Genomic DNA, 21,755 nt, shown 5'->3' with positions numbered 1-21,755 from the left:
CTGTGACCATCAGGCGGGTGGGGGTGTCAGGAGTGCCGCGCGGCCGTGGGTGCGGAAGGACGAGGTGAGGTCGGTGTGGGCGGCCGGGGTCAGGCGGCGGTACGTCGTCTCGGCGGGCGGGCGCCACCAGATGTCGCCGCCGCTCCAGAAGCCCGCGCGGCGCAGTTCGGCGCGGCGGATCTTGTTGGTCGCCGTCACGGGCATGCGTTCGACCAGCCGTATGAAGCGCGGCGCCGTCTTCGTGCCCAGGTCGGGCTGGGACGCCAGGAACTCCTCGAAGGAGCGCGGGGCGAAGCGGGCGCGGAGTGCCAGCGTCGCCATCACCTGGTCGCCGGAGACCGGGTCCGGAACCCCGTACACGGCGACGGCAGCCGCGCCCGGCCACCGGGCGAGGATGTTCTCGATCATCGCGGGGGCGAGGTTCTCGCCGTCCACGCGGATCTTGTCGTCCCCGCGCCCGGCGAAGTACAGGAACCCGGCCGCGTCCCGGTAGAAGAGGTCGCCGGTCCAGTACCAGCCGTCACCGCGCACTCGCTCCGCGTACGCCGCGTCGTTGCGCCAGTACCCCTCGAACGGCGAGCGCCCCCGGTTCACCAGCTCCCCGATCGCCTCGGCCCCGTTCGCCAGGCCGCCACCCGCGCCGAACACCGCGGGCGGGCACTCGGCCCCGGTCTCCGGGTCGAGGACCGCCAGGTCGTCGCCGGGCACCCCGCGCCCGATCGCGCCGGGCGGGGTGCCGGCGGTGCGCTGGACGGCGGCGCCGCCCTCGGAGGACCCGTACCCCTCGACGAGCCGCACCCCGAACCGTTCCTCGAAGCGGCCCGCGTCCACCGCCCCCGCCTCCGTGCCGAACCCGACCCGCACCGGATTGTCCCGGTCGTCCGGCCGCTCCTCGGTGGCCAGGATGTACTGCACGGCCCGGCCGACGTACGTGAAGTAGGTCGCGCGGAAGCGGCGCACATCGCTCAGGAACGCGGACGCGGAGAAGCGGCGGCGCAGCGCCACCCCGGCCCCGGCGGCCATGGCGGGCGCCCAGTCGGCGATGACGGCGTTGCCGTGGAAGAGCGGCATGCAGATGTAGTGGACGTCGTCCGGCTGGACGCGGAAGGTTCCGGCCAGGGAGCGTCCGGCCGCCGCGAGCCGGCCCTGTGTGCAGATCGCGGCCTTGGGCGCGCCCGTCGACCCGGAGGTGAAGTAGAGGAGCATACGGGTGCCGGGCCCGACGCCGGCGGCGATCTCCGGCTTCGCGCCCGTGTACGGGTCGAGCAGACCGGCGTACGCGGCGTCGTCCGTGAGCAGGACGCGGACGCCGGGCAGCGCCAGCCCCTCCAGCAGCGGCAGCCGGGCCCGTTCGGTGATCAGGACGCGGCACTCGGTGTGGGTGATGTCGCGGGCCAGCTCGGCGCCGCGCCGGGTCGGGTTGATCCCGGCGACGGCCGCCCCGGCGAGTGCGGCCGCGCTCAGCCAGTGCACGAACTCGGGCGTGTTGTCGAGCAGCACCCCGATGTGCGGGGCGACGCCGCGCGGCAGCAGCTCGGCGAGGAGCGCTGCCCGCGCCGCCGCCCCGGAGGCGAGCTGGTGGTGGCTGAGGACCCGGTCCCCGTAGGCGAGTCCGGTCCTGTGGTCGCCCCAGCGCTCCTGGACGAACTCCGCGAAGGTGTGCGTCATGGGTCCCATGGCGGCGCACCGTAGTTGACGCGCCGTCAGAAGGGGAGAGCTGCGGCGCGCGGCCCGGTCTCCCCCGCGCGCCGCCCGCCCGTGAGGGGGCGGACGGCGCGCGGGAGCCCTATGGATACCGGGACCGGCTCCGGGTCCGGCTCGGTCTCCGGGACCGGCTCAGACTCAGAACGTGACGTCCGAGCACGCGTAGAACGCGTTCGCCGTGTCCGCGACCGTCCACACCGCGAGGACCACGTGGTGGCCGGACTTGCCCGTGGGCAGGGCGCCGGAGTGCGAGAGCGTGGCCGGCGGCTGTCCGCTGAAGGGCACCGTGAGGAACGGTGTGGTGTTCAGCGCGGCGCGGGTCAGCGGCTTGCTGTCGTCCCAGCCGTTCTTGGTGACGTAGTAGCGGAAGTCGGTGGTGGAGTGCCGCGCGGTGAACTGCCAGCGGAACGTGTAGTTCTGCCCGCCGGTCACCTTGGTGGTCGGCCAGGCCTGCCCGTTGGGCTGCTTGGCCGCGTTGAGCTGCGCGAACTCGCCGTGGTTGGCGGAGCATATCTGGCCGTCGGCGGGGCCGGCCGCCGGGAAGCCCTTGAGCCCCTCGACGCTCTGCGGCTCCCATTGGATGTTGCCGCAGCCGCTGACGGTGCCGTTGGCGCAGAGCTTCTGCCGGCTGATGGGCAGGTCGGTGTAGCCGTGGCCGCTCGCGCCACCGGCCGAGAGCGCGAACGCGCCCGCGGTCGTGAGGCCGATCAAAGCCGCGTACGTCTTCTTGTTTCGCATGCTGCCGCTCCTGGGGGTGTGGGGAGTACCGGTAGCTGTGCGCACAGCGGTGTTCAGTTTCAGTGTTTCAGGTCTAGACCAACCACCAATGTATGGGCGGCGGTTGGCCGTGTCCATACAAAAGTGCGGTCCTCCCTTTGCTCCCCCCTTTACTCCCCGCGCCCGGTGTAGAACGCCACCGTCAGATCCTTGACGAGCGCCTTGCGCTCGTAGTCGTCGAGATCGACCAGGCCCCGCGTGGTCAGCCGCGCCACCGTGTCCTCGACCGAGTCGACGACGGAGGTGAGTACGGTGTCGCGGTGCTGCGCGTCGAGCGCCGCGATCCGGCGGCGCCGCATCACGGCCGCCAGCTCGGGCGCGTACTCGATCCGGGTCGGCTGCGCCGAGAACACCTCGATACCGGCCGCCTCGGCGTCCGCGGCGAGGCGCCGGGTGAGCAGATCGCCGACGGCCTCGGCGTTGCGCAGGGTGGGACCGCCCCCGGCCGCCGCGTCGGCCGGGAACTGCGACAGCACCCGCGCCACGGCCGCCTCGACGCACTCGCGCAGATACTCCTCGTGGTCCTCGATGCCGAGCGCCGCCCGCGCACTGTCCCTGACCCGCCACACGACGAGGACGACGACGCGCAGCGCGACCCCGTTCGCGTCGACCGCGGGCATGCCCTCGCTGCGCCAGTGCCGAAGGCGCAGGTCGACCCGGCGCCGCAGCAGCAGCGGGTTCACCCACAGCAGGCCTGACCTGCGCACACTGCCCCGGTAGCGGCCGAAGAGGGTCAGCACGAAGGCCCGTCCCGCCCGGCCCCGGGCGAGCCCGCCGAAGCCGAGGAGCGCGAGCGCGCCGGAGCCCGCGAGCGCCGCCCACTGGTACGGGCCGAGGCCGGCTCCCTCGTACCCGGGCAGCCCGGCGACGTTCGTCATGATCCGCGGCAGCGTCCCGGCCCAGCCCAGGGACGCCACCGCGCCGGCCGCTCCCGTCAGCCCGCCGAGGACTCCGGCGGCGCCCGGGAGCGCGCGGCCGGGCCGCTCCGCCAGCTCCGGGTCGGCGCAGGGCACGGAGCGCGCGGGCGTCCGCGTGTCCGGATGCGGGTCCAGGGGCGGGTGCGGGTGCTGGTGCGGGTGCTGGTGCGGGGGTGGTGTGGGGTGGGCGCGCGTGCCCGTCCCCACCACCGCGGCGCGCACCGGTACGGCCACGGGTGCCGGGTCGTCCCGGAAGAGCAGGTGCACGGGGATCTCGGTGGTCGATTCGTTGCGGATGACCCGGGCCCCGCGGCCCAGGACCGCGCCCACCCCGAGCTCGGGCCCGGCGCTCCTCTCCGGCGCCGGCTCCCGCACCGCCTCTCGTACCGGCTCCGGCACCGTCTCTCGTACCGGCTCCCGCACCGTCTCTCGTACCGGCTCGTCCGTCATGGCCGGGGCCGGTGGCCCCTCGGCCTGTTCCGATCGGTCCGCCGTCCGGTCCGCCGTCCGGTCCGCCGTCGTGCTCATCCTCGTCCTCGTCTCCACGTTGGGTGTGCTGTCGCCCCCGCTGACCGCCATCCGCTTGCCGCACAGCCCCGTCACGAGAAGAGCCGCCGCCAGGTCTCGGGGCCCGGATAGCCGTCCGCGTCCTTGCCGGTCCAGCCCTGGGCCCGCTGGAACGCCTCCACGTTGCGGCGGTCCGCCTCGCTCCAGCGCGGGCCCGGGCCCTGCTTGTAGTGGGTGCCAAAACCTTTCTTCACGAGCTGCTTGCCGAGCTGCGTCACCGAGGCGTTGTCCGCGCCGGGCCGGAACTTCGCCGCCCCCGGGAACGTCGGTACGCCCTTGGTCCCCGAGGAGCCCGCGCCGGGGATGTCCTTGCCTTTGCCGTTGATCAGGTACGCCCAGGTCACCGGCCCCGGCAGGCCGTCCGCGTCCTTGCCGGTCCAGCCCTGCGCCCGCTGGAACGCCCGGGTCGCCTTGCGGTCCGCGTCGGTCCAGCGCGAGTCCGGCCCCTCCCGGTAGAACCGCTTGCCGCCGCGCTCGACGAGGAGCTTGCCGAGCCGGGTGACGTACGCGTTGTTCGCGCCGGGTCCGAAGGACGTGACGCCAGGGAACCTCGCGCCCGTCGCCGCCTGCGTGCCCGAACCCACGGGGCCGTCCGTCTGCAGCGCCCTGTACCGGTAGGGGACGTAGCGGCCGGAATTGCTCCAGTACGCGTACGGGGTGGACTGCGTGCGGGTGCCCGGGCGGGTCTGCTCGTAGGCGATGTAGCGGGTCCGCGAGTAGTCGGTCCAGCCGCCGAAGATGGTGACGTGCGAGCCCTTCTCCGGGTTCGCCGGGTTGTGGAACAGGAGGATGTCGCCGGGCTGGAGCTCCGCCTTGGTGATACGGGTGCCGAAGGCGGCGAGGCTGCCGGTCCACTCGTTGCGGGGCAGGTCCCAGGCCATGGAGACGTAGCCGGAGCAGTCCTGGCGGTAGCCGTCCCTCCAGTACTTGTTCATGTTGTACGGGACCTTCGCCGTCACCCACGTCTTCGCGCGGCTGATGATCGCGGCGCGGGAGGTGGCGCGCAGGGCGCTCTGCTGTGCGAGGTGCACGGTCTGCGCGGGGGCGCCCGGGGCGCCGGGGGTTCCGTTGAGGGGGCTGGTGCCGCCTTGCGGGGTGCTCTGGCCTCCGGCGGGGTCCGGGTCGCCCGGTCTTGCCTCGTGGTGCTCGACGGCTGCCGCCGCTGTGGGGAGCGCGCCGATGACGGTGCCGGCCGCCGCCGCGACGGCCAGGGCGTGCCGGGGGCCGAGCTTGGTGCGCGGCGGGGGTGTGAGGGTGCCGCGCCACTGGGCACAGCCCGCGCAGTCGCATCCGCTCGGCGGGTCGGTCTCCACGAAGAGCGGCGCCTTCATGTGATCCATGCGATTCCCCTCACACTCCGGTGCCGCCTGCTGAACTTCTGAGCCACGTTTTCGCACGCGGAAAGCGTCTCAACTGTCTACGCATAACGCATGTTGACGGTGCGAAAGGTGGAAATCCACACAAATAGGGCTACACCCCGGCGCGTCGAGTGGTCAGGAGCACCCTGGGAGGTCGGGTAAAGTTATGCAGGTCAGCAGGCGCCGCTAGCTCAGTTGGTTAGAGCAGCTGACTCTTAATCAGCGGGTCCGGGGTTCGAGTCCCTGGCGGCGCACAGACAGTGAGAGGCCCTCCGTGAGAACGGGGGGCCTTTCGCGTGGGCGACATGCCCGGGCCGGTATTCCGCCGACGGCCGGGGGTCCGGGGGTTGCCCCCGGGAGACGCAGCATCAGCGGGTCCGGGGTTCGAGTCCCTGGCGGCGCGCCGACAGCTGGAGGCTCTGCGCAAGCGCGGGGGCCTTCGGTGTTTCGTCCTGCCGCTACCGTTGCCCCATGGCGCGTGACCTTCAGGAGCGGATCAAGAGGCTGATCGTCGAGCGGCGGCTGCCGCCGGGCGCCTCGGTGCCCACCGAGCCCGAGCTGATGGAGTTGCTCGGGGTCAGCCGGAATTCGGTGCGGGAAGCGTTGAAGGCGCTTCAGGCGATGGGGATCGTCGAGATCCGGCACGGCTTCGGGACCTATGTGGGGCCGATGTCGATGGCGCCGATGATCGAGGGGCTCGCTTTTCGTACCGTCGCGGGGCACTACCGGGGCGAGGACAGCCTGCTGCAACTTCTCGAGCTGCGGGAGGCCGTGGAGACGGGGCTGGTGGCGCGGCTCGCCGGGCGCGTGCCCGAGACCGATCTGGCCGAACTCGACGCCCTGGTCGGACAGATGGAGAAGGAGGCCAGGGCGCCGGAGGGCGCCGTCAGCGCCGGCACCGACCGGGCCTTCCACGCCACGCTCTACAGGGGCCTGGGGAACCCCCTGCTCGTAGAGGTGATGGAGGCGTTCTGGGAGGCGTTCCACCGGGTGCGTACGGATCTGGTGGACGTGCCGCAGGATCCGGAGGTGACCTGCCGTCAGCACCGGGAGATCCTGGACGCCGTGCGCTCGGGTGAGGTGGTCCGGGCGGAGCGGGCCATACGCGACCACTTCTCCAACATCCGTCTCCGGCTGGCCGCGACTCCACGCCAAGACCACTGAAGCACTGTTTTTGCGGGCGTAACGCCCTTGCGATCATGATGCGGGCGCAGCACCCTAATCTGGAGTCAATGACGTAATTGAACGTCAATAAGGTGCAATAGGGCCCAATATGGCCTAGTAGCGTCGCAATCGGGCCTTCGGGCCACGGTAGTTGCAGTCGGCCCAATAGCCGCACACGGGGTGGGGCCCTGTCCGGCGGCCGATGCCGAGGGGGCATCATGCAACCGGAAGGCTCGGGTCCCAGTCTTAGCGGGTGTGGGACGGTGGCCTGCCACTGATACGTCCGGACCGGGTCGCGGGAGACCCGCCCGGACGAGACCGACGACCACGCGGTGACTCGCGTGCTGGGGGATGACTCATGACGTCGACGCCGACAGGCGCCCGGCCTGAATTCGACCCGTCCGAGACGACCCAGCTGCGAATACCGTCGCACCGCTCCAGTGGTCTCAGACGCATCAAGAAGTCGCTCCCCCGCTACGACTACGAGCACTACAGCAGACTCGCGGGCCCCCTCACCCAGCCGGACCCGGACAAGCCGTACAAGGTCCAGTACCGCTCACTGCTCTCGCAGGAACCGCACCGGATACGCGCGGCCCTGATGCTCGGGGCCGCCCCGCTCCTCTCCCTCGTCCTGCTGTTCTGGCTGCTCCAGCCCGAACACTGGACCGAGCGCGACTACGTGGAGTACGACTTCCTTCCCACGCTCGACATCGTGATGCTGGTCTCGATCGGCCTCATCGAGCTGTTCCGCTGCATGAACGTGCTGTCGAACGCGCACGCCACGCTCGTCGCCCGCGACCCCGTCCCGGTGGTGCCCGAGACCGGTACCCGGGTCGCCTTCCTGACCTCGTTCGTGCCCGGCAAGGAGCCGATCGAGATGGTGACGAAGACCCTGGAGGCGGCGGTCAAGCTGCGCCACCGGGGCCTGCTCCACGTCTGGCTCCTCGACGAGGGCGACGACGCGGAGGTGAAGGAGGTCTGCGCGCGCCTGGGCGTGCACCACTTCTCCCGCAAGGGCGTCGCGAAGTGGAACCAGCCCAAGGGACCGCACCGCGCGAAGACCAAGCACGGCAACTACAACGCCTGGCTGGACGCGCACGGTGACGGTTACGACTTCTTCGCCTCGGTCGACACCGACCACGTGCCGATGCCCAACTACCTGGAGCGGATGCTCGGCTTCTTCCGCGACCCGGACATCGGCTTCGTCATCGGCCCGCAGGTGTACGGCAACTACGACAACTTCGTCACCAAGGCCGCCGAGTCCCAGCAGTTCCTCTTCCACGCGCTGATCCAGCGCGCCGGCAACCGCTACGGCGCGCCCATGTTCGTCGGCACGTCGAACGCGGTGCGCATCAAGGCGCTGAAGCAGATCGGCGGCCTGTACGACTCGATCACCGAGGACATGGCGACCGGGTTCGAGATCCACCGCCACAAGAACCCGGCCACCGGCAGGAAGTGGCGCTCGGTGTACACGCCGGACGTGCTCGCCGTCGGTGAGGGGCCGAGCGCCTGGACGGACTTCTTCACGCAGCAGATGCGCTGGTCGCGCGGTACGTACGAGACGATCCTCAAGCAGTACTGGAAGGGCTTCTTCACGCTCCCGCCGAGCAAGCTCTTCAACTACACGATGATGATCATCTTCTATCCGATGGCCGCGATGAACTGGATACTCGCGGCGCTGAGTTGCGCGCTCTTCCTCGGGCTCGGCGCCTCGGGCGTCAACATCGACCCGGCCGTCTGGCTGATGCTGTACGGCAACGCCTCCGCGCTCCAGATCGGCCTCTACATCTGGAACCGCCGGCACAACGTCTCCCCGCACGAGCCGGAGGGCTCCGGCGGCGTCGCCGGCATGGTGATGTCCGCGCTCTCCGCGCCGCTCTACGCGAAGGCGCTGATCGACTCCGCGCTGCGCCGCAAGAGCAAGTTCGTGGTCACGCCGAAGGGCGACTCGGCCAGCCCCGACCGCTGGTTCGGGACCTTCCGCTACCACTGGTACTTCATCCTGATCTTCGCCGGGTCGATCGCCGCCGGCTTCGTCTACGGGCACTCCCACCCGGCGATGGTCACCTGGGCGTGCTTCGCCCTGCTGATCACCGCGCTGCCCATGGCCGTCTGGCGGTACATGGTCCGCCAGGAGAAGAAGAAGCCGAAGCCGCCGGCCGACCAGCCGTCCGCGCAGGCCCCGCCGCCGCACGGCGCGCCGCGGCAGAAGCCCACGTACGCCGCCGGACAGGGCTACGTGGACAACGAACAGACCATGCAGATCTCCCTGGGGGGACGTAACAAGTGAAAGACGGTGCGAGCCGCCGCCGTGCCCGGCGCATAGCCATCGGCACCGTGGTGGTCCTGGCGCTCGCGGGAATGAACGGGCCCTGGCTGTACCGGTTCGGTTCGGCCAAGTACCACGCGTACAAGATCGATCGAGCGGAGTACAAGGCCGAGAACGGCAAGTGGGACGTCATCGACTTCCCCGCGGACATGCGCCTCAACACGATCCACGCGGCGCTGCTCCACACCGGCAAGATCCTGCTCGTGGCCGGGTCCGGGAACAACCAGGAGAACTTCGACGCCAAGAAGTTCGACACCCGGCTCTACGACCCGGTGAAGAAGACCATCAAGAAGATCGACACGCCGACCGACCTGTTCTGCACCGGCCACACGCAGCTGGCGAACGGGAACCTGCTGATCGCGGGCGGCACCAAGAAGTACGAGAAGCTCAAGGGCGACGTCACCAAGGCCGGCGGCCTGATGATCGTCCACAACGAGGACCCGGACGAGCCCAAGACCATCAAGGCGGGCACCCGGTTCACCGGCAAGGAGAACGGCAAGACGTTCGTCTCCGACATCAACATCACCGTCGAGCGGGCGAAGAAGGTCTTCGACCCGGACACGGGCCGGTTCCTGCGCAACGAGCCGGGTATCGCCCGCGTCTACGTCGAGGCGCAGAAGTCCGGCGCGAAGTACGAGACGGGCACCCAGGACAACTACCGGGTGCAGGGCCGGACCGGCTCCGACGCGCGCAACGTGTACGGCATCGCGCAGAAGCTGGCCCTCGACAAGAAGGATTTCCAGGGGATCAAGGACTCCTACGAGTTCGACCCGGTCGCCGAGAAGTACATCAAGGTCGACCCGATGAACGAGGCGCGCTGGTACCCCACGCTGACCACGCTCTCGGACGGCAAGGTCCTCTCCGTCTCCGGCCTCGACGACATCGGGCAGCTCGTGCCCGGCAAGAACGAGGTGTACGACCCGAAGACGAAGAAGTGGACGTACCTCAAGGACATCCGCCAGTTCCCGACCTACCCGGCGCTGTTCCAGATGGAGAACGGCAAGATCTTCTACTCGGGCGCCAACGCGGGCTACGGCCCCGACAACGTCGGCCGCACGCCCGGCGTCTGGGACCTGGCGACCAACGAGTTCGACAAGATCCCCGGCCTCTCCGACCCCGGCATGATGGAGACGGCCAACACCGTCGAGCTGCCGCCCGCGCAGAACCAGACGTACATGGTGATCGGCGGCGGCGGGGTCGGCGAGTCCGAGCTGTCCAGCAAGAAGACCCGGATCGTCGACCTCACGGAGGCGAGCCCGCGCTTCGTCGACGGCCCTGAGCTGGAGAAGGGCACGCGCTACCCGCAGGCCTCGATCCTGCCCGACGACTCGGTCCTGGTCTCCGGCGGCTCCGAGGACTACCGCGGGCGCGGCGACTCCAACATCCGCCAGGCGCGCCTCTACGACGCGAAGACCAAGTCGTTCAAGCGGGTCGCCGATCCGCTGGTGGGCCGCAACTACCACTCCGGATCGCTGCTCCTGCCCGACGGACGCGTGCTGTTCTTCGGCTCGGACTCGCTCTACTCGGACAAGGCGAACACCAAGCCCGGCGAGTTCGAGCAGCGCCTGGAGATCTACACGCCGCCGTACCTGTACCGGAGTTCGCGCCCGTCCCTGGAGGGCGGGGAGAAGACGATCGCGCGGGGCGGTTCGGCGACGTACGCGACGCGGCACGCCTCCTCCATCAAGACGGCGCGGCTGATCAGGCCGAGCGCGTCCACGCACGTCACGGACGTCGACCAGACGTCGATCGAGCTCGGCCTGAAGAAGGGCGCCGACTCGGTCACCGTGACCGTGCCGAAGAACCGGTCGCTGGTCGAGTCGGGCTGGTACATGCTCTTCGTGACGGACGACGAGGGCACGCCCAGCAAGGCGCAGTGGGTGCACGTGCCGTAGCCGTACGGCGCTTTGCAGCGCTCAGGGGCGCGGGGTTCGACACCCCGCGCCCCTGTCGCACGCACTGCTGCTACTTACTGGCCTCGGCGAGCTTCGTCGCGTACGCGCCCCACCACTCGCCCGCCTTCGGGCCGCCCTTGCACTCGCCGTCCGACTCGCCGGGCCTCTTGACCCACAGATACGCCTTGACCAGCGGGTCACCGGTCCCGGTGGTCGGGGTCTCGCCGAGCGCGCGGCCGGGCGGGTTGCACCAGCGCTCGTCGGCGGCGCCGCCCGTGTACGGCCCGTTCCCGTTGCGGCTCGTGTCGATGACGAAGGGTTTGCCGCCCACCTTGGCCGACAGCTCCTTGCCGTACCGCACGGAGTCGTCGGTGGAGTAGAAGTTCGACACGTTCACCGAGAAGCCGTCGGCCTGGTCGATGCCGGAGCGCTGGAGCGGCTGGTGGATCGCGTCCGGCTTGCCCCAGCCCGCGTTCCCCGCGTCCAGGTACACGGTGGTCCCCGGCAGCGACTTCAGCTTGGCGATCGCGCCTTTGAGCAGGTCGTAGCGCTCCTCGTGGAACTGCTGCGGCGTGCAGTTGTCCACCATGTGCTGGACGGCGTCCGGCTCCAGGACGACGGTCGCGGGCCGGTCGCCGATACCGGCGGCGACCTCGTCGATCCAGGCCCGGTACGCGTTCCCGTCGGCGGCGCCGCCGCCCGAGTACTGGCCGCAGTCCCGGTGCGGGATGTTGTAGAGGACGAGCAGGGCGTCCCGGTCCGCCTTCTGCGCGGCCTCGGTGAAGCCGCGCGCCTGGCTCTCCGCGTTCTCCGGCAGGATCCACTCGCCGCTGGGCTGTTCGGCGATGGTGCGCACGGCGGCGGCCTCGTCGCTCTTGCCGTCCTTCTCCAGGCCGGCGAGGGCCTTGGCGGCCTTGCTCTCCGGGTTGACCCAGAACGGGTCCTCGCCCTTGGGCCGCTGCGTCACCGGCTCATTCGCGGAGTCCTCGCCGTCCCCGCCTCCCGAGGAGCACGCGGAGACGAGCAGCGCCGCCCCCACGAGGACGGCCCCGGCCCTCAGTTTCCGGTACATCCACTCCCCCTTGGGTGCACTGTTCTGATCCCCAATCGTGGCATACGGCCCTCGTCGGTCAGGCGGCGGAACGGTGTGGGTCGGCGATCGCAAAGGCTTCGCCCCGCTCTTTCGACATTGTGTCCGGTGCCACGATGCTTACGCGCTGTACAGGGCGGCGAGATGGCAGATGCCAGACGCATTTGCCAGAAGCAGACCGACACGCGCCCGAAAGGCGTGCTGAGCGGTGACCCGCGCACGCACTCCGGACGGCGTCCGTCCGAGGTCGAGGCGGTACGGGGCGGATGCGGGGCTCGTACGCGGCCGACCCGGGCTGGACGCGCCGCGCCGCGAGACGCGTTGTGGGCGGTTCGGGTACCGGTGCGTCCGGATCCGCTTGGCAACCGCCCGTCACCTGCGGTGACTACGAAAGGTGACCGGGTTCGCACGTGGCGTCAGACGCCCCCTAGGCTGAGCGGCACATCCGTTCTACAGTCGGTGCCAGTGGCCCCAGACCTCGGCCCGCAGGACTCCAGGACCGGATGGATTCTCTCCGAACCTCCCGCGCCGACGCCGGGTTACTCCCGCAATCCGCTGCGCGCGCGGTCGAGGACCAGTCCGGTCGGCGGCTCCGGGGGGAGCGGGCCGCCGGCCGGGCTCGGTGCCGCATATGTCAGGGAGATTTTCCGGGTGGCTCGTCCACTCCGGTCAGATAGGCGGAGACGACCACGTTCGCGGTGTACGTCCGCGACGTTCTGTCGAATGTGCCGCCGCAGGTGATGAGCCGCAGCTCCGCGCGCCCCTCGTGGTGCTGCCCGTACACCTTGTGCGCGTCGAACGTCTTGCGGGAGAAGACCTGCACGTCGTCGACGGTGAACCGGACGACGGAGCCGTCGTCTCGCACCACCCGCACCGTGTCACCGGACCGGGCCTGGCTCAGCCGGTAGAAGACCGCGGGCCGCTTCTCGGTGTCCACATGCCCGACGAACACGGCCGTGCCGCGCTCGCCCGGCCGCGCCCCTCCCCCGTACCAGCCGACGACGCCCGCCTGGTCGTAGGGCGGCGGGTCCACGGCGCCGCCGCCGTCCAGGCCGCGGGCGACGACGGGTGCCTGGACGCGCAGCGACGCGATGTCGACGCGCTGCGGCTTCGCCGCCTTGACGGGTTCGTGCGCGGCGGGCAGCTGGACCTGGAAGGGCCGGCCGACGGCGGCCGCGTCCCCGGTGGTCGGCGACGACAGGTTCAGGTCGGTGATGCCGCGGCCCCACAGCCACAGGCCGAGCAGGACCACCGCCCAGGCCACACCGGTGACCAGCCGCCCCACGCCGTGCGAACGGTCGCTCATGGCGCGCCCCTACCGCGGGGACCGCGGCGGCTGCGGCATCCGCCGGCGCCGGACCGTGCGGAAGGCGACGGCGACCGCCGCGATCGCGGTGAGGACGAGGCCGATGACGGCGTGCCGGGTGCCGGGCCCGTCCGAGAGGGCCGCCCGCGGGCTGTCGTCATGCGCGGCGAGCCGCGTCGCGGCGCCTCCTCCCCCGGCGTGCACCAGCGCGGTCGGCGTCGGCGCGGGGGCGGGCGCCCCGCCCTCGGCGACGACCCGGAGGACGCCCTCGGCCCGGACCTCGTCGGCCTGGACGTCCTCGGCGTGCTCGGAGGCCCGCGTCTCGCCGCAGGTCACCTGGATCCGGTAGGTGCCCGGGGCGACCGTCGACCGCACGCGGGCCTCCGTGAAGAGCGTGGGCCGACCGGAGGAGAGCGCGGCCCCGTCCGCGGCGGGGCCGAGGACGCCGGGCGCGGCGAAGGCGTCGGAGCGGGCCCTTCCCGTGGCGCCGTCGCAGCCGCCGACCCGCAGCTCGACGTCGGAGCCCGCCCGTACGGCGGCGGGGGCGACGGAGACGGTCCGGCGCGAGTCACCGGGAGCTCCGCCCACGTCACCAGGGTCGGCGGTGGCCGGAGCGGCCCCCAGAACGACGGCCGCGGCGGCGGCACTCACGGCAAAGGGTCCTGCACGCATCGTGAACCTCCTGACACTGGAAGGTTCACGCGTCCGGCCGGTTTCCGCATCCTGAGAGCCGCCGGGCGAATCCTGGGGTACCCGGGGAAACCATGCATACGATGGCCGTCCCCAGATCGAGTTCGACACCGGCAGGAGCCCGCCCCATGACTGAGCCCAAGCCCATCGAGTCGTGGCTGACCGACATGGACGGCGTCCTCATGCACGAGGGTGTGCCGATCCCGGGCGCGGACGCGTTCATCAGGAAGCTGCGCGACTCCGGCAAGCCGTTCCTGGTCCTGACCAATAACTCGATGTACACGGCACGCGATCTGCACGCGCGGCTCAACCGCATCGGCCTCGAGGTGCCGATAGCGAACATCTGGACCTCGGCCCTCGCGACCGCCCGGTTCGTCGACAGCCAGCGCCCGGACGGCACCGCGTACGTGATCGGCGAGGCGGGCCTGACCACCGCCCTGCACGAGGTGGGCTACATCCTCAGCGACTCCGACCCGGACTTCGTGATCCTGGGCGAGACGCGCACGTACTCCTTCGAGGCGCTCACCAAGGCGATCCGGCTGATCAACGGCGGCGCCCGGTTCATCGCCACCAACCCGGACAACACGGGACCGTCCACCGAGGGCGTCCTGCCCGCCACGGGTTCGGTGGCCGCGCTCATCACCAAGGCGACGGGCAAGGAGCCCTACTTCGTCGGCAAGCCGAACCCGCTGATGATGCGCACCGGGCTCAACGCGATCGGGGCGCACTCCGAGTCCAGCGCGATGATCGGCGACCGGATGGACACCGACGTCCTCGCCGGACTCGAAGCGGGGATGACGACGTTCCTCGTCCTGACCGGGCTGACGAGCGAGGCCGAGCTGGACCGGTTCCCGTTCCGGCCGACCGAGGTGGTCGACTCGATCGCGGACCTCGTCGACCGGATCTGAGCGCCTGCCGGGAAGCCTGAGGAGCGGTCAGCTGCCGGTCGCCGACTTCCAGTCCTCCACGTACGTGTGGAGGTTCTTGTCGATGTCGTCCCAGTCGGGCTCGAAGATCTCGACCCCGTCCATCACGGCGGCCAGCGCGATGGCGTTCTCGTCGGGGGCCTCGACGTCCTGCCGGGCCGCGAAGCCGCCGCCGATGGAGCTGACCTCCTGCTGCTGCTTCGTGGCCAGCATGAAGTCGAGGAGCTTCTTGCCGTTGGCGGTGTGCGGGGCGTTCTTCACCAGGCCCGCCGCGTAGGGCAGGGCGAAGGAGGTCGGCTTGCCGTTCTCGGTCCCCGGGAACCAGATGCCGAGGTTCGGCATGGTCCTGGACTGGGCGTAGTTCATCTGCACGTCCCCGTTGGCGACGAGGAGTTCGCCCTTGTCGACCTTGGGGGCGAGCTTGCCGGTGGAGGCGGCCGGGCCGACGTTGTTGGCCTGGAGCTTCTTCAGGTACTCCATGGCCTGTTCCTTGCCGCCGAAGTCGTGCATGGCCTTGACGACGACGGCGGTGCCGTCACCGGCGACGCCCGGCGTGGAGTACTGCAGCTTGCCCTTGTACGACCCGTCGAGCAGCTCCTCCCACGTGGTGGGCGCCTTCTTCAGCTCCTTCTTGTTGTAGACGAAGCCGAAGTAGTTGTTCACGACGGAGGTCCAGGTACCGCCTGCGGCCTTGTCCGCGCCGTCCACGTGCTCCGCCCCCTCGGGCGCGTACTTCTGCAGGAGGCCCTTGCTGTCGGCCTGCTGGATGAACGGCGGCAGGGTGACGAGCACGTCGGCCTGCGTGTTGGACTTCTCGCGGACGGCGCGCTGCACCATCTCGCCCGAGCCGCCCTCCACGTACTTGACCTCGATGCCCGTCTCCTTGGTGAAGTCCTCGAAGACCTGGTCGTACCAGCCGTCCCCGTTCTCGCCCTTGAGGCCGTCGGCGCTGTAGACGGTGACGGCCTTCGCGTCCGAGGCGGCCGAGCTGCCGCCGCAGGCGGTGAGGGTGGCGGCGAGGGCAAGGCTGCCGGTGACGGCGGTGAGCGTGGTGAGGCTGCGCGGGTGCGTGGGCATGGCGAGGTGGACTCCTAGCAGGCTGGCAAGCGGGTGTCGGTACGGGTGTCAGCGGTACGAGGCTCTGGTGCGCAGCCGGTCCACGGCGAGCAGCACGAGCAGCGACGCGGCCATGAGGACCACCGCGATCGCGGAGCCGGTGAAGAGCGCGCCGCGGTCGGTGGTCGCGTAGATCTGCACGGGCAGCGGCATCCAGTCCGGCGGGTAGAGCATCATCGTGGCGCTCAACTCGCCCATGGACAGGGCGAAGCTGAGGCCGGCGGCCGCGGTGAGGGAGGGCAGGAGCAGGGGCAGCTCCACCTTGAACAGGACGTACGCGGGCCGGGCGCCGAGCGATGCCGCGGCCTGTCCGTAGGCCGGGTCGAGGCGGGTGATCGCGGCCGAGACGGACTGGTAGGTGAAGGCGGTGACGAGGATGGTGTGCGCGATGATCACGATCCAGCGGGTGCCGTTGAGCAGCACCGGCGGTTTGCTGAACGCGACGAGCACGGCGAGCCCGACGACCACGGACGGTACGGCGACGGGCAGCATGAACAGGGCGTCCATGGCGCGCCGCCCCCGTTCGCGCAGGCCGGCCGCCGCCAGTGCGGCCCAGCCGCCGGCGACGAGAGCGAGAGCGCTCGCCGTGACGGCGGTGACGAGGCTGGTGGTGAGGGCGGTGAGCGAGTCGCCGCTGGTGGCCGCCTGGTAGTGGCTGCCGGTGAGGCCGGAGGGCAGGGCGCCGGACCAGTTGGTGGCGAAGGACGCGGCGACGACGACGAGGAGCGGCAGGGCGAAGACCGGCAGGAAGAGGACGAAGAACACCGTCCACGCCGTCCACTTGCCCTTCTTGCTATGCACGAGCACGTGAGGACACCTCCTGTGCGCCCCGGCCCGCTCCGGCGCGGCGGCTCACCGTCCGGTAGAGGCCGTAGAGGCCGACGGAGATCAGGACGTTGACGACGGCGACGACGCAGGCGCCCGGGTAGTCGGACTCCAGGATCGCCTTGCTGTAGACGAGCGTCGGGAGGGTCGTGACGCCCTTGGCGCCGGTGAAGAGGACGATCCCGAACTCGTTGAGGCACATGACGAGGACGAGGCTGCCGCCTGCGGCGAGCGCGGGCAGCGCCTCCGGCAGGACGACCTGCCGCACGACGCGGGCGGGCCGCGCGCCCAGCGACGACGCCACTTCGAGCTGTGCGGTGTCGACCCCGGAGAACGCGGCGAGCAGCGGCCGCATCACGAACGGCGTGAAGTACGTGATCTCGGCGAGCAGCACGCCCCACGGCGTGGTCAGGAACTGGAAGGGGCCGGTGGCCGCGCCCGTCACGCCGGTCCACGCGCCGTTGGCCAGGCCCGTCCGCCCGTACACGAAGAGCAGCGCGAGCGTGATCAGGAAGGACGGGAAGGAGAGGAACACGTCGATGAACTTGGCGACGGCCCTGCCGCCCGGGAACGGTACGAACGCGATGACCAGCGCGAGCGTGAACCCGAGGACCAGGCAGCCGGCCGTCGATCCGACGGCGAGCCACACGGTCGTCCCCAGCGCCTCGCGGAACGCGGCGGAGGCGAAGACGTCGGCGTACGGCGCGAAGGACGTACCGCCGGTGTCGGGCCGGAAGGACTGCTGGACGACGAGGCAGAGGGGGTAGAGGAAGACGAGGGTGAGGGCGATGACCGGCGGAAGGGCCCAGACCCAGCCGGGTGCCTTTCTGCGGGACTTGACCACGGCTTTCGCTGTCGTGGTGAGGGCGGCGCTAGCCATGGGAGCCCTCCCCCGCGCCGACCCCGGCGCTGAGCAGCACCGCGTCCTCGGGTGCGAAGTGCACGGTGACCCGTTCGCCGAGCGCGGGCGGCTCGCGCAGTTCGCGCAGGTCGGCCTTGACGCGGTGGCCGTCCACGTCGACGTGGAGCCGGTGCGTCGAGCCGCGCCACTGCACCTCGGTGACCTCGCCGGTGAGGGAGTTGGGCCCGTCGCCGAGCCCGACGAGGTGCGGGCGCACGCAGAGGGTGGCGGTGACGCCGGAGGCCAGGTCCTGCGGGGCCACCTTGAGTTCGGCGCGGCCGAAGGAGAGCGAACCGGGCTCGGCGCCCACGGTCACGGGCAGCAGGTTGGCGTTGCCGACGAACGACGCGGTGAACTCGGTGCGCGGCCTGCGGTACAGGTCCTGCGGCGTGCCCACGTCCCGCAGCCGGGCCTGGTCCATGACGGCGATCCGGTCGGCCAGGGTCAGCGCCTCGATCTGGTCGTGGGTGACGTAGAGGATCGAGACGTCCGGCAGGTCGCGGTGCAGCCGCGCCAGTTCGGCCAGCATCCCGGAGCGGAGCCGGGCGTCGAGCGCGGACAGCGGCTCGTCGAGGAGGAGCACGTCGGGGCGGACGGCGAGCGCGCGGGCGATGGCGACGCGCTGCTGCTGCCCGCCGGAGAGTTCGCGCGGGTAGCGCTTGGCGTACGCGGCCATGCCCGTCATGTCGAGCGCCTCCGCGACGCGCGCGGGCAGTTCGCGCTTGGGGACCTTGCGGGCGCGCATCCCGAACGCGACGTTGTCCTCGACCCGCATGTGCGGGAACAGGGCGTACTGCTGCACGACCATGCCGATCCCGCGCCGGTACGGCGGCAGGTCCGTGACGTCGCGCCCGCCGATGAACACCCGCCCCGCGGTGGGCCGCACGAACCCGGCGACCGCGCGCAGCGCCGTCGTCTTGCCGGACCCGGACGGCCCGAGCAGGGCCATCACCTCACCCGGCTCGACGGTCAGGGTGAGGGAGTCGAGGGCGGTGGTCCCGCCGTAGGTGACGGAGACCCCGTCGAAACGTATGCCGCTGCTCTGCTGTCTCACGGCGGCCACGCTCCTCGGGGCGGGTGTCCCGGAGGGGTCAGGACACCGACGGGACGGTGAACTGCCACCCAAGCTTGGCCTAGACCCGTTACGTTTCTGTTATACGTACGGGTCTGCTGAATGCCCCGGACTTCAGCGCGCGTCGCCGCCCAGGCGTGTGGTGAACGAGAACCGGTCCCCCCGGTACAGCGTCCGCACCCGTTCGGTGGCCCGGCCCCCGGTGTCGTACGAGACCCGGTGGATGAGCAGCATCGGCAGCGCGGGCGGCGCCCCGATGAGCAGCGCCTCGCGCGGGGTCGCGAGCACCGTCTCGATCCGTTCGTCGGCCGAGCCGAAGTCGATGCCGAGGCGTTCGTGGACGTACGAGTAGAAGGACGAGTCGGGGTCGAAGTCGCTGTCGAGCCGCGGCACCCGGGCGACGGCCACGTACGTGGACTCCAGGCCGACCCGCTCGTCGTCGGCGAGCAGGACGCGCTCCATGTGCCAGACGGGTTCGCCGCGCTCCAGGCCGATCTCGGCGGCGAGCGCGGGCGGGCACGGGAAGCGGTCGAGGCCGATGAGGTGGCGCCCTGGCCGCCTGCCCTGCCGCCGGACACCCTCGGTGTACGAGGCCAGGGACAGCGGCTGCTCCAGTTTCGGCCCCGCGACGACCGTGCCCCGGCCCTGTCGTCGCAGCCGCCCTTCGAGCAGCAGCTCACGCAGGGCCTGTCGCACGGTCTCGCGGGAGACCTCGTACCGGACGGCGAGATCGCGTTCGGTGGGAAGGGGTTCGCCGCTGCCCAACTCCCCTATGAGGGTCACGAGTTGAGCCTTGACCGCGTAGTACTTGGGGATGCGGCCGTGCTCGGGGATGCCGTCGCGCACGGGGGCGCCGGGGGCCTGGTCGTTCGGATAGTCCACGCGGGGATGGTCGCAGACCGTGGTGAACGGGGATGGTCGCAGGCCCTGGTGAACGGGGTGTGGCCCCGGCTCAGCGGCTGCCCGTGCCCAGCCGTCGGGAGCCGAGCATCAGCGCCGCGCCGCCGGCCAGGCAGGCCGCGGCGGCGCCGGAGAGCCGCAGCAGCGAGCCGGTGGGGACGGTCGGGCCGGTCGCGGCGAGCTGGTCCGGGAGCGGGTGGCCGGGGTCGCGGGGGTGGCCCGGGTCGCGGGGGTGGCCGTCGCCGCCGGGGACGTGGCCGCCTGGGACGTGGCCGGGGCGGGTGGCGTCCGCGTCCGGGTCGGAGGCGGAGCCGGTGCCGTCACCGGGCACGATGTCGAACGGGTAGTCGCGGGACTCCCCCACCCAGTCGCCGTCGTCGGCGGTGCGGCGCTGCACGAGCGCGGCGCTCGCCACGACGTGGTCGGGCCGCGTGTCGGCGGTGAACGCGAGCCGCACCCTTACGGTGACCGTCTCACCGGGGCCGAGGGTGAAGCCGGCGCGTCCCTTGTCGAAGACGCCCACGCTCTCGTCGTGCCCGGTTCTCTCGAACGGCACGGGACGGTGGCGGGGACGGCGGCGCTCACTTCCGCGCCCGCCCTCGGAGATGTCGAGCCGGATCTGGCCGGGGCGCAGCCTCCGCTCCTCGTCGACGAGGACGAGGACCGGATGGATGTCGCGGCACGTGACCCCGGTCGTGTTGGTGAGGTCGAGCGACCAGGTCTGCCAACCACCACCCGGGCGATAGCTGTCGGGCCCGTCATGGATCTCGGTGCGGAGAGGGAAGTCGCGGCTGTCGGGGGCCGCTTCGCAGGCTGCCGGTTCGCGGGGTGCGGCCGTGGCCGGGACGGGGCCGGTGATCGTGAGGGCGGCGACGGTCAGGAACAGCGGCAGCGGGGCGAGCCCGCGGGCGGCGACAACCATGGCCGGGAATCTGCCACGCACGCGCGGAGCGCCCCCGCGCGCCACACCTCGTACGGCTCGATGGCCGTACGACAACCCTCCGATCAGATGATGTTCACCGGGGCCCAGCGGGTGCCGCCTCGTTCCCGCGGCCGAAGAGCGGGGCGAGGATGAGCTGCGCGGCGCCCTCGACGACGAGGGTGGCTCCGCCGGGCGCCGCCCGTACCGGTATCGCGGGCCCGCAGCCCTCGCGCCGGGCGCGGGCGTCGAGGACCGCGGCGACGCCTCCTACGAACTGCTCCTGCGCGGTGGCGACGGCCCGGCCGCCGAGCAGCACGGCGTCGATGTCGAGCAGGCTGACCAGGTTCCCGGCACCTTCGCCGAGCACGCGCGCCGCTTCCCGAACGCCTTCCGGGGCGCCGTCCGCGAGCGCGGCGAGGCACAGCGCCTCGATGCAGCCCCGGTTGCCGCAGCCGCACAGCGGGCCGTCCAGCTGGATGACCTGGTGGCCGAACTCGCCCGCGCCCGTGCGCGCCCCTCGGTACAGCTCGCCGTCGAGGACGAGCCCGGCGCCGAGCCCGGTCCCGAGGTGGAGGTAGGCGAAGGAGCGCACGGCGGGCTCGCTCTCGGCGGCGAGGGCGAGGCCCAGGGCGGCGGCGTTGGTGTCCTTGTCGACGACGACCGGAAGGCCGAGCCGCTCGGCGAGCGCGTCCCGCAACGGGAACCCGTCCCACTGCGGAAACCCGGTGACCCGGTGCAGCACCCCGCCCGCGTGGTCGAGCGGCCCCGGCACGGCGACCCCGACGCCCAGCGCGGACGGCCCGCCCTCCACGGCGGGGCCCGCGTCGAGCAGGGCGTCCACCTCGCGGGCGGTGGCGGCGAGCACCGCGTCGGCGCCCGCGCCGAGGTCGAGCGGCGAGCGGCGGCAAGCGACGACGGTCCCGGCCAGGTCGGTCAGGACGGCGCGCAGTTCGTCGCGGTCCAGGTGCAGGCCGACCGCGTGTCCCGCACCGGCGACCATGCGCAGGACGGTGCGCGGTTTGCCGCCGGTGGAGGCCCGCCGCCCCGCCTCGACGGCGAGCCCGTCGCCGCGGAGGCGGGCCGTGATCTTGCTGACGGCCTGCGGGGTGAGCCCGGTGCGCTCGGCGAGCTCCAGGCGGCTGATCCCGTGCTCGCCCGCCGTGCGCAGGAGGTCGAGGACGAGGGCCGCGTTGTGTCCGCGCAGAGCGGCCAGGTTGGCGCCCGCGGTGGGCCTTGCGTCGCTGTTCACCTCTCCATTGTCCCTCGCGGCGATCCTTTGGCAACAGCGTTGCTTAA

At 71.5% G+C, this 21,755-nt stretch carries 18 protein-coding genes and 1 tRNA gene; 5 read left to right on the top strand and 14 right to left on the bottom strand.

Going from position 1 to position 21,755, the window contains the following annotated elements; translation table 11 throughout:
- Positions 1–9: 9 nt before the first annotated feature.
- From ACH4RC_RS20660 to ACH4RC_RS20645, 4 genes are all read right to left on the bottom strand, one after another.
- Entirely contained in the window at positions 10–1,677 is a 1,668-nt protein-coding gene (locus tag ACH4RC_RS20660) for an AMP-binding protein (protein WP_398202777.1), read from the bottom strand.
- A gap of 165 nt (positions 1,678–1,842) precedes the next feature.
- Positions 1,843–2,442 (bottom strand): lytic polysaccharide monooxygenase, encoded by a 600-nt coding sequence (locus ACH4RC_RS20655; RefSeq protein WP_398202774.1) that lies wholly within the window; start codon positions 2,440–2,442, stop codon positions 1,843–1,845.
- A 149-nt stretch (positions 2,443–2,591) separates the two neighbouring features.
- Positions 2,592–3,926: an SPFH domain-containing protein gene (locus tag ACH4RC_RS20650; protein ID WP_398202773.1), complete on the bottom strand. Its 1,335-nt coding sequence runs from the start codon at positions 3,924–3,926 to the stop codon at positions 2,592–2,594.
- A 71-nt stretch (positions 3,927–3,997) separates the two neighbouring features.
- Entirely contained in the window at positions 3,998–5,296 is a 1,299-nt protein-coding gene (locus tag ACH4RC_RS20645; protein ID WP_398202957.1) for a peptidoglycan-binding protein, read from the bottom strand.
- A 207-nt stretch (positions 5,297–5,503) separates the two neighbouring features.
- On the opposite strand from ACH4RC_RS20645, the gene ACH4RC_RS20640 reads away from it, so the two are divergent.
- From ACH4RC_RS20640 to ACH4RC_RS20625, 4 genes are all read left to right on the top strand, one after another.
- A tRNA-Lys gene (locus tag ACH4RC_RS20640) sits at positions 5,504–5,577 on the top strand.
- A 217-nt stretch (positions 5,578–5,794) separates the two neighbouring features.
- Positions 5,795–6,487, top strand: coding sequence for a FadR/GntR family transcriptional regulator (locus ACH4RC_RS20635; RefSeq protein ID WP_398202770.1), 693 nt, complete (start codon positions 5,795–5,797; stop codon positions 6,485–6,487).
- 358 nt (positions 6,488–6,845) lie between these two features.
- Positions 6,846–8,777 carry a glycosyltransferase family 2 protein gene (locus ACH4RC_RS20630; RefSeq protein ID WP_398202767.1) on the top strand — a complete coding sequence of 644 codons (1,932 nt, stop codon included), beginning with the start codon at positions 6,846–6,848 and terminating at the stop codon, positions 8,775–8,777.
- A complete protein-coding gene (locus tag ACH4RC_RS20625) occupies positions 8,774–10,711 on the top strand; it encodes a galactose oxidase-like domain-containing protein (RefSeq protein WP_398202764.1) in 1,938 nt (645 codons plus the stop codon). The genes ACH4RC_RS20630 and ACH4RC_RS20625 overlap by 4 nt, the downstream gene beginning before the upstream one ends.
- A 70-nt stretch (positions 10,712–10,781) precedes the next feature.
- On the opposite strand, the gene ACH4RC_RS20620 is transcribed toward ACH4RC_RS20625, so the two are convergent.
- The 3 genes from ACH4RC_RS20620 to ACH4RC_RS20610 form a co-directional block, all read right to left on the bottom strand.
- Positions 10,782–11,783 carry a glycoside hydrolase family 6 protein gene (locus ACH4RC_RS20620; protein WP_398202761.1) on the bottom strand — a complete coding sequence of 334 codons (1,002 nt, stop codon included), beginning with the start codon at positions 11,781–11,783 and terminating at the stop codon, positions 10,782–10,784.
- A 652-nt stretch (positions 11,784–12,435) separates the two neighbouring features.
- Positions 12,436–13,107 carry a class F sortase gene (locus ACH4RC_RS20615; RefSeq protein ID WP_398202759.1) on the bottom strand — a complete coding sequence of 224 codons (672 nt, stop codon included), beginning with the start codon at positions 13,105–13,107 and terminating at the stop codon, positions 12,436–12,438.
- Positions 13,108–13,116: 9 nt separating this feature from the next.
- A complete protein-coding gene (locus tag ACH4RC_RS20610) occupies positions 13,117–13,758 on the bottom strand; it encodes a hypothetical protein (protein ID WP_398202757.1) in 642 nt (213 codons plus the stop codon).
- A 167-nt stretch (positions 13,759–13,925) separates the two neighbouring features.
- Here ACH4RC_RS20610 and ACH4RC_RS20605 point away from each other — a divergent pair, with 167 nt between their 5' ends.
- The gene (locus ACH4RC_RS20605; RefSeq protein ID WP_398202755.1) at positions 13,926–14,705 is read left to right on the top strand and encodes an HAD-IIA family hydrolase; all 780 of its coding nucleotides are present in this window, start codon (positions 13,926–13,928) and stop codon (positions 14,703–14,705) included.
- Between the two features lie 27 nt (positions 14,706–14,732).
- Here ACH4RC_RS20605 and ACH4RC_RS20600 read toward each other — a convergent pair whose 3' ends face one another.
- The 7 genes from ACH4RC_RS20600 to ACH4RC_RS20570 form a co-directional block, all read right to left on the bottom strand.
- The gene (locus ACH4RC_RS20600) at positions 14,733–15,800 is read right to left on the bottom strand and encodes a 2-aminoethylphosphonate ABC transporter substrate-binding protein (protein WP_398202753.1); all 1,068 of its coding nucleotides are present in this window, start codon (positions 15,798–15,800) and stop codon (positions 14,733–14,735) included.
- 48 nt (positions 15,801–15,848) lie between these two features.
- Positions 15,849–16,646, bottom strand: a complete 798-nt coding sequence (locus ACH4RC_RS20595; protein WP_398202751.1) for an ABC transporter permease — start codon at positions 16,644–16,646, stop codon at positions 15,849–15,851.
- Positions 16,633–17,544, bottom strand: a complete 912-nt coding sequence (locus ACH4RC_RS20590) for a 2-aminoethylphosphonate ABC transporter permease subunit (RefSeq protein WP_398202748.1) — start codon at positions 17,542–17,544, stop codon at positions 16,633–16,635. Before ACH4RC_RS20590 ends, ACH4RC_RS20595 begins: the two co-directional genes overlap by 14 nt.
- Positions 17,537–18,619, bottom strand: coding sequence for an ABC transporter ATP-binding protein (locus ACH4RC_RS20585; RefSeq protein WP_398202745.1), 1,083 nt, complete (start codon positions 18,617–18,619; stop codon positions 17,537–17,539). The genes ACH4RC_RS20590 and ACH4RC_RS20585 overlap by 8 nt, the downstream gene beginning before the upstream one ends.
- A gap of 132 nt (positions 18,620–18,751) precedes the next feature.
- The gene (locus tag ACH4RC_RS20580; protein ID WP_398202743.1) at positions 18,752–19,519 is read right to left on the bottom strand and encodes a GntR family transcriptional regulator; all 768 of its coding nucleotides are present in this window, start codon (positions 19,517–19,519) and stop codon (positions 18,752–18,754) included.
- Between the two features lie 70 nt (positions 19,520–19,589).
- Positions 19,590–20,459: a hypothetical protein gene (locus ACH4RC_RS20575; protein WP_398202741.1), complete on the bottom strand. Its 870-nt coding sequence runs from the start codon at positions 20,457–20,459 to the stop codon at positions 19,590–19,592.
- Positions 20,460–20,553: 94 nt separating this feature from the next.
- Entirely contained in the window at positions 20,554–21,708 is a 1,155-nt protein-coding gene (locus ACH4RC_RS20570) for an ROK family protein (protein WP_398202740.1), read from the bottom strand.
- Positions 21,709–21,755 lie beyond the last annotated feature (47 nt).

Source organism: Streptomyces sp. NPDC016845, assembly GCF_044332585.1.
Classification (GTDB): Bacteria; Actinomycetota; Actinomycetes; order Streptomycetales; family Streptomycetaceae; genus Streptomyces.
Note: the sequence above shows the minus strand (reverse complement) of the source record. Positions and strands in the feature narration are given on the sequence as shown.

Excerpts from the sequence above, each read along its gene's own strand:
- ACH4RC_RS20660 (WP_398202777.1), bottom strand. The coding sequence starts at position 1,677 with ATGGGACCCATGACGCACACCTTCGCGGAGTTCGTCCAGGAGCGCTGG.
- ACH4RC_RS20655 (WP_398202774.1), bottom strand. The coding sequence starts at position 2,442 with ATGCGAAACAAGAAGACGTACGCGGCTTTGATCGGCCTCACGACCGCG.
- ACH4RC_RS20650 (WP_398202773.1), bottom strand. The coding sequence starts at position 3,926 with ATGAGCACGACGGCGGACCGGACGGCGGACCGGACGGCGGACCGATCG.
- ACH4RC_RS20645 (WP_398202957.1), bottom strand. The coding sequence starts at position 5,296 with ATGAAGGCGCCGCTCTTCGTGGAGACCGACCCGCCGAGCGGATGCGAC.
- ACH4RC_RS20635 (WP_398202770.1), top strand. The coding sequence starts at position 5,795 with ATGGCGCGTGACCTTCAGGAGCGGATCAAGAGGCTGATCGTCGAGCGG.
- ACH4RC_RS20630 (WP_398202767.1), top strand. The coding sequence starts at position 6,846 with ATGACGTCGACGCCGACAGGCGCCCGGCCTGAATTCGACCCGTCCGAG.
- ACH4RC_RS20620 (WP_398202761.1), bottom strand. The coding sequence starts at position 11,783 with ATGTACCGGAAACTGAGGGCCGGGGCCGTCCTCGTGGGGGCGGCGCTG.
- ACH4RC_RS20615 (WP_398202759.1), bottom strand. The coding sequence starts at position 13,107 with ATGAGCGACCGTTCGCACGGCGTGGGGCGGCTGGTCACCGGTGTGGCC.
- ACH4RC_RS20605 (WP_398202755.1), top strand. The coding sequence starts at position 13,926 with ATGACTGAGCCCAAGCCCATCGAGTCGTGGCTGACCGACATGGACGGC.
- ACH4RC_RS20600 (WP_398202753.1), bottom strand. The coding sequence starts at position 15,800 with ATGCCCACGCACCCGCGCAGCCTCACCACGCTCACCGCCGTCACCGGC.
- ACH4RC_RS20590 (WP_398202748.1), bottom strand. The coding sequence starts at position 17,544 with ATGGCTAGCGCCGCCCTCACCACGACAGCGAAAGCCGTGGTCAAGTCC.
- ACH4RC_RS20575 (WP_398202741.1), bottom strand. The coding sequence starts at position 20,459 with ATGGTTGTCGCCGCCCGCGGGCTCGCCCCGCTGCCGCTGTTCCTGACC.